Origin of the sequence: Kitasatospora sp. NPDC059160, from assembly GCF_042755465.1 — a bacterium.
In the GTDB taxonomy this organism is placed as follows: domain Bacteria; phylum Actinomycetota; class Actinomycetes; order Streptomycetales; family Streptomycetaceae; genus Kitasatospora.
The window spans coordinates 1-6,134 of record NZ_JBHZCN010000207.1; the positions used below are offsets into that span (position 1 = coordinate 1).

The window sequence follows — 6,134 nt, forward strand, 5'->3', positions numbered from 1 at the left end:
TCCGATAAACAGCGCACGCCGAATAAGCACCGAGCCGAGACGCGAAAAAGCGAAACGACCGGCACGAACCGGAAGTGGTGTTTCAAGGGATTGGCTGCCGCGGGGCCGTCCGCGCAGATGCGTGTCCGGTGCTCCATGACAGGCAGCTCGAAGAACACTAGACCTCTGGAGTGGCCGAGTCAAGCACGGCAAGCGAATTTTCGGTGCCGCCCGCGGTGCCGCCCTCGGCGCCCTCCCTGCCCTCGTCCGCCGGCAGCTGGAAGGCCAGGACGGCGACGTCGTCGTCGTGCTCCGAGGTCACGCCCATCGCCCGGAGGAGCCGGGCGCAGATCACCTCGGGGGCGCCGACCGCGCCGGTGAGGGTGCGGGCCAGCAGGTCGAGGCCCTGGTCGATGTCCTCGTCGCGGCGCTCGACCAGTCCGTCCGTATAGAGGACGCCGGTGGTGCCGGGGAGCAGGCGCAGGGTGTGGGAGACGTGCAGGCCGTCCCCGGTGCCGAGCGGGGGGCCGTTCTGTTCCTCACTGCGCAGGATGGTGCCGTCGGGGCAGCGCAGCAGCATGGGGAGGTGGCCGGCCGACGCGTAGGAGAGGGTGCGGCGGCTCGGGTCCCAGACGGCGTAGGTGCAGGTGGCGATCTGGTTGGCGTCGATCTCCATGGCGAGGCCGTCGAGCAGGCGCATCACCTCGTGCGGGGGGAGGTCGAGGCGGGCGTAGGCGCGTACGGCGGTGCGGAGCTGGCCCATCACGGCGGCGGCCCGCAGGCCCCGACCCATGACGTCGCCGATGACGAGTGCCGTGCGACCGCCGTCGATGGCGATGACGTCGTACCAGTCGCCGCCGACCGCGGCCTCGGCGCCGCCCGGCTGGTAGGTGGCGGCGACCCGCAGGTCGGCGGGCTGGTCGAGCTTCTGCGGGAGCAGGCTGCGCTGGAGGGTGACGGCGGCCTCGCGCTGGCGGCGTTCGGCTTCGCGCAGGCGGGCGGCGGCGAGCACCTGGTCGGTGACCTCGGCCGCGAAGATCAGGACGCCGGCGGGCGGGCCCTCGGCGGGGGTGTCGCCGGTGTCGCCCGGGCCGAGCGGGACGCAGGAGACGTTGTAGTAGCGGTTGCCGGTGAGCCCGAGGATGCAGCGCGCCTTGACGCTCCGGGGGCGGCCGCCGCGGATGACCTGGTCCATCAGGGGCAGGACGCCCATGGTGCCGAGTTCGGGGAGGGCCTCCCCCGCGGGCAGGCCGGTGGGGCGTTCGCCGAAGAGTTCGCGGTAGGCCCGGTTGGCGTAGCCGAGCTGGTGGAGCAGGCCGTAGGTGACGGCGACCGGGGCGGGGATGCGGTTGAGCACCTCGCGCAGGTTCTGCGGTTTGAGGGGGTCGAGGAGTTCGGCGGTGGCGGCGGGGCTGGTGGGGTCCCGGGGGCCGGGGACGACGATGCCGTCGGTGGAGGGCGTGCCCTCGTCGGTGCCGGCCCCGTTGGACGGGGCGGCACGCCAGGGGACTCCGGTGAGCCGGGCGCTCCAGCGCATGAGGTTCAAACGACGGCCGCTTCCTCGTTTTCCAGGCATATCATCACTTTTTGTGTGCACAGCATCACATGGGGTAATGACCAGTTCGGGCTGATCCTGTCAGGCGGAGGCCCGGTTCCGGAAGTCGCGCGCCCGGCGTGGCCGTCGGTTCGGCTCCGGACCCCTGGCGGCGGGGTCACTCATCGGGGGGCGTCCGGCCCGGCACCGGACGGCCGCTCCGGCCCGGAATCGAAACCGCCCTCGAAGGCCGAACGCGGGTTCTCCATCGCCCCCAGCGAGACCACCTCGCGGGAGAACACCCCGCCGAGCACCCAGTCCATCAGCACCCGGACCCGTCGCTCCGCGCTCGGCAGCCGCCGCAGGTGCCGGGCCCGGTGCAGCCACCACGCCCGCCGTCCGGTGAGCCGGCCGCCGCGCCGGGTGTGGGCGACGGCCCGGTGCAGCCCCAGCGAGGTGGAACAGGCGGCCGGCCCGGGGCGGTACTCGACGAGGCCCGGCGCGTGCGGTCCACCCGCCAGCGCGACCGCGATGTTGCGGGCGAGCAGCTCGGCCTGGGCGAAGGCGTGCTGGGCGTTGGGCGCGCAGGGTGCGCCGTCCGCGTTCGGGTCGGGTACGGCGGCGCAGTCGCCGGCCGCCCAGACCCCGGGCAGTGCCCGCCCGTCCGGGCCGACGGCCTGGAGGGTGGCCAGGCAGCGGACCCGGCCGGCCGTGTCCAGCGGCAGGTCGGTGTCGCGCAGCAGCGGCGAAGGCCGGACGCCCGCCGTCCAGACCAGGGTGCGGGCGCCGAAGCGGCTGCCGTCGGAGAGCGTGGCGACCCCGTCGGCGGCGGACTCCAGGGTGGTGCGCAGGCGGACGTCGACACCGCGTTCGCGCAGCTGGCCGAGGGTGTGCTCGGCGAGGTCGGCGGACTCCTCGGCGAGGATCCGGTCGCCGGACTCGACCAGGACCCAGCGCAGGTCCTCGGCGCGGACGTTGTGGTAGCTCCGCACGGCGGTGCGGGCCATGTCCTCCAGCTCGGCCAGCGCGCCGACGCCCGCGTAGCCGGCGCCGACGAAGACGAAGGTGAGCGCGGACTGCTGCAGGGCCGGGTCGCGGGTGGCGGAGGCGAGGTCGAGCTGCTCCAGCACGTGGTTGCGCAGGTGCACCGCCTCGCCGACGGTGGAGAAGCCGAGCCCGTGCTCGGCCAGGCCCGGCACCGGAGCGGTGCGGGAGACCGACCCCGGGGCCACCACCAGGACGTCGTAAGGGAGTTCGAGCGGCGCCGGGGTCTCGCCGGGGCTCGCGGCGTCGGCCAGGGCGCGCCGGGCGGCGTGTTCGACGCGGGTGATCCGGGCGGTCACCACCCGGCAGTGCGGCAGGGCCCGGCGCAGCGGGACGACCACGTGCCGGGGATCGATCGAACCGGCCGCGACCTCGGCCAGCAGCGGGTGGTAGGTGGAGTACGCCTGGGGCTCGACCACGGTGATCTCCACCTCGCGGCGCCGCAGCTGTTCCCGCAGGACGCGCTGGAGGTGGAGTGCGGTGGCCATCCCGGCGCAGCCGCCGCCGACGATCAGGATCCTGATGGTGCACCTCCTGCCGGTGTGACGATTCGTCCCGGCCTCGCGGCCGGGGGTGTCCCCCCATCACGCCCCCCTATGAAGGACCGTCGGGGGTGGTCTTGTCCACAGTCCGTACGGGGCTGGTTGCGACGGAAGTGACGGGCGTGGCCAGTTGTGCTTCCCGGGCGACTTTCTGACGCACTTTCGGCTTCGAAGAGCCGTGAACTATGGTCGGATTGTGTGCCGGAGCGGCCACCGCCATGACAACCGGCGGCGACGCACCGTGGAGCGGCCACTACGGCCAGTTCCAGCGTTGGCGCGAGATCCCGACTGGGGGAGAGTCATCCGGGGAAGGGTAGTTCCCGGACGAGGCCCCGGTCGGTGCCGACGCGCCGAGCCGGACGCCGATGCGGTCCGGCGGCACGACCGTGGTCACCGGAACGCGACGGGCGGCACGAGCAATGGGTCATCTGGTCACTTCTGACGAGCTGAGCTGCACCGGGGGGTGCAGGGGCGGGCGACGACAGGGTCCGGTTTCGGACGCCTGCGGGGGAGAGTTGGGATGATGGAACAGAAGCAGGCATTGGGGCGGGCGAGCACACCGCACGCCGGACAGGGCATGGTCCCGGAGCAGCGCGGCCCGGTGGACCTGCCACCGGGCGGGATGTCGTACGCGGCGGTCCCGTACCGGACGGAGCCCCCGCAGGCCACCGCGCCGGTACCCGGGGCCCGGCTCCGGGTCGACGCGCGGCGGAACCTGGAGAGCGTGCTGCGCGCGGCCCGGGAGGTGTTCGGCGAGTTCGGCTACGGCGCTCCGATGGAGGAAGTGGCGCGCCGGGCCGGGGTCGGGGTCGGCACGGTCTACCGGCGGTTCCCGAGCAAGGAGGTGCTGGTCCAGCGGATCGCCGCCGAGGAGGTGGCCTGGCTGACCGCGCAGGCGCGGGAGTCGCTGTACGGCGGCGACGGCGCCTGGGAGGCACTGGCCGGCTACCTGGCCCGGGCGGTCGGCACCGGGGCGGGGCGGCTGCTGCCGCCGGAGGCGTTCCGGTACGCGGAGGAGCTGGGCCGGGTGCCCGAGCAGCGGGCTCCGGAGGCGCCGGCTGCCGTGCGCTTCGACCTGCGCGGCGAGGAGTCGCGCTCCGGGGCGCCGGTCGAAATCTCGGCGGCGGACGCCGATCCGCGGCTGCTGCTGCAACTGCTGGCCGCCCTGGTGGCGCGGGCCGGTGCGGCGGGCGAACTGCGGCCGGGCGTCACGGTGTCGGACGTGGTGCTGGTGCTGACCGCGTCGGTACCGGTGCACGCGGCGCGGCCCTCGGTCACGGCGCCGCCGTCGGCCGGTTTCACGGCGACCGGTCCGCAGCCCGACGGTCAGTCGGCTCCGGGGCCGTCGGACCGGCTGCTGCAGCTCCTGTTGGACGGTCTGCGGGCCCGCTGACCCCGGCTCGGACCGCCCCGGGGCACGGGGCGGTGCCGGTCGCGTCGGTACGGGCGTCGGTCCAGGCACGGTCGACGCACCCGACGGGCCCGGGAGTTGGACGGGAGCCGGACAGGACTCGGACGGGACTCGGACGGGAGTTGCGCGGGACACCGGCGCGCGGACAGGGCACGCGCGCCGGGTGCGGCCATCGTGCGACCCCGCGCAACACGCTGGGCGAACACGGCGCGAGGGCCCCTCGGAAGAGTGGGTACCGGCCGGTCCGGCTACCGCCCGTCCCTGCGCTATGCCATCCTTTGCCCGTGGTTGGAGCCAATGTCCCGATGCGCGCCCTTCGCGCGCCGTCGGCGCCGTACGCCGGGGAACCGTGCGCCTACGCACTCCCGCGCGCCCTGCCACACTACGGGGGCTGTCGTGGAATCTGGGGTCCGTTGTGAGCGCCGAGGAACAGAACGACTACGGGTACGGCCTCGACTTCGGGGGCTACTCCGGTAGCGCGGCCGAAGGGTCCGCCGCGGGCCCCGACGGCACCGGGGCCGCCCAAGTACCCGGCGCCGCAGCCGGTTCGGGCCCGACCCCCGGTTCGAGCCCCGGACACGTCCCCGACCAGGCCGGGATGCCCAGCCGCGAGACGCTGTCCGCCTCCGCCGCCGCGCTGCCGCCCGGCCGGGTGCCCGGCCAGGCCCCCGCCGGCCGCGGCCGCGTCGCCCCCGAGGCCTTCGTCGGCGACGGGCGGACCGCCCGGCCCGGCGCCCGGCCCACCGTCCCGGCCCCCGCCGACCCGGTCGACGGCGACCGCCCGCCCTCCGACGCCGAGTTGACCGCCCGGGTCCGGGCCGGCGACGACCGCGCGTACGAGGAGATCTACCTCCGGCACGCCGACTCGGTGCGCCGCTACGCCCGCACCTGCTGCCGGGACAGCTTCACCGCCGAGGACCTCGCCGGCGAGGTCTTCGCCCGCACCCTGCAGGCGCTCAAGGCGGGCAAGGGGCCCGAGTTCGCCGTCCGCGCCTACCTGCTGACCGCCGTGCGCAACGTCGCCGCCGCCTGGACCCGCAGCGAACGGCGCGAACAACTCGTCGACGACTTCGGCGTGTTCGCCCAGACCTCGGCCGCCGTGGTCGACTACGACCTGGCCGACCCCGGCGCCGACGCCTGGGCGATGGCGATGGCCGACCAGCGGATGGTCATGCAGGCCTACGCCGAACTGCCCGAGGACGACCGGATGGTGCTCTGGCACACCGAGGTCGAGCAGGAATCGCCCAAGACCGTCGCCGTGATGCTCGGCAAGACCGCCAACGCCACCGCCGTCCAGGCCCACCGGGCCCGCGACCGACTGGCCGCCGCCTTCCTCCAGGCCCACGTCTCCGGCAGCCAGGCCGGCAGCTGCGAGGCCTACGCCAACCGGCTCGGCGCGTACGCCCGCGGCTCACTGCGCAAGCGGGCCTCGGCCGAGGTCGGACGGCACCTCAAGGAGTGCGACCGCTGCACGGCGGCCTGCCTCGAACTCGCCGAGATCAACACCGGCCTGCGCGCGCTGCTGCCCGGCGGCGTGCTGGTCTGGGTCGGGGTCGGCGGGTTCAGCGCCGCCGCGGCCGCCCTGGGCGGGGCCGCCGCCGTCGGCGGTGCGGCCGCCGCGGGC

Annotated in this window: 3 protein-coding genes and 1 pseudogene; 2 read left to right on the forward strand and 2 right to left on the reverse strand. The window is 74.9% G+C overall.

Features of this window, described 5'->3' with window-relative positions:
• Positions 1–238 precede the first annotated feature (238 nt).
• Together ACFXOZ_RS41745 and ACFXOZ_RS41750 are read right to left on the reverse strand one after the other, a co-directional pair.
• A pseudogene (locus tag ACFXOZ_RS41745) lies at positions 239–1,525 on the reverse strand (PP2C family protein-serine/threonine phosphatase); the annotation flags it as partial.
• Between the two features lie 170 nt (positions 1,526–1,695).
• Positions 1,696–3,081 carry an NAD(P)/FAD-dependent oxidoreductase gene (locus ACFXOZ_RS41750; RefSeq protein ID WP_380595283.1) on the reverse strand — a complete coding sequence of 462 codons (1,386 nt, stop codon included), beginning with the start codon at positions 3,079–3,081 and terminating at the stop codon, positions 1,696–1,698.
• Positions 3,082–3,619: 538 nt separating this feature from the next.
• On the opposite strand from ACFXOZ_RS41750, the gene ACFXOZ_RS41755 reads away from it, so the two are divergent.
• A complete protein-coding gene (locus ACFXOZ_RS41755) occupies positions 3,620–4,492 on the forward strand; it encodes a TetR/AcrR family transcriptional regulator (RefSeq protein ID WP_380595279.1) in 873 nt (290 codons plus the stop codon).
• A 433-nt stretch (positions 4,493–4,925) separates the two neighbouring features.
• A partial coding sequence (locus ACFXOZ_RS41760; RefSeq protein WP_380595281.1) for a sigma-70 family RNA polymerase sigma factor occupies positions 4,926–6,134 on the forward strand: 1,209 nt, incomplete at its 3' end.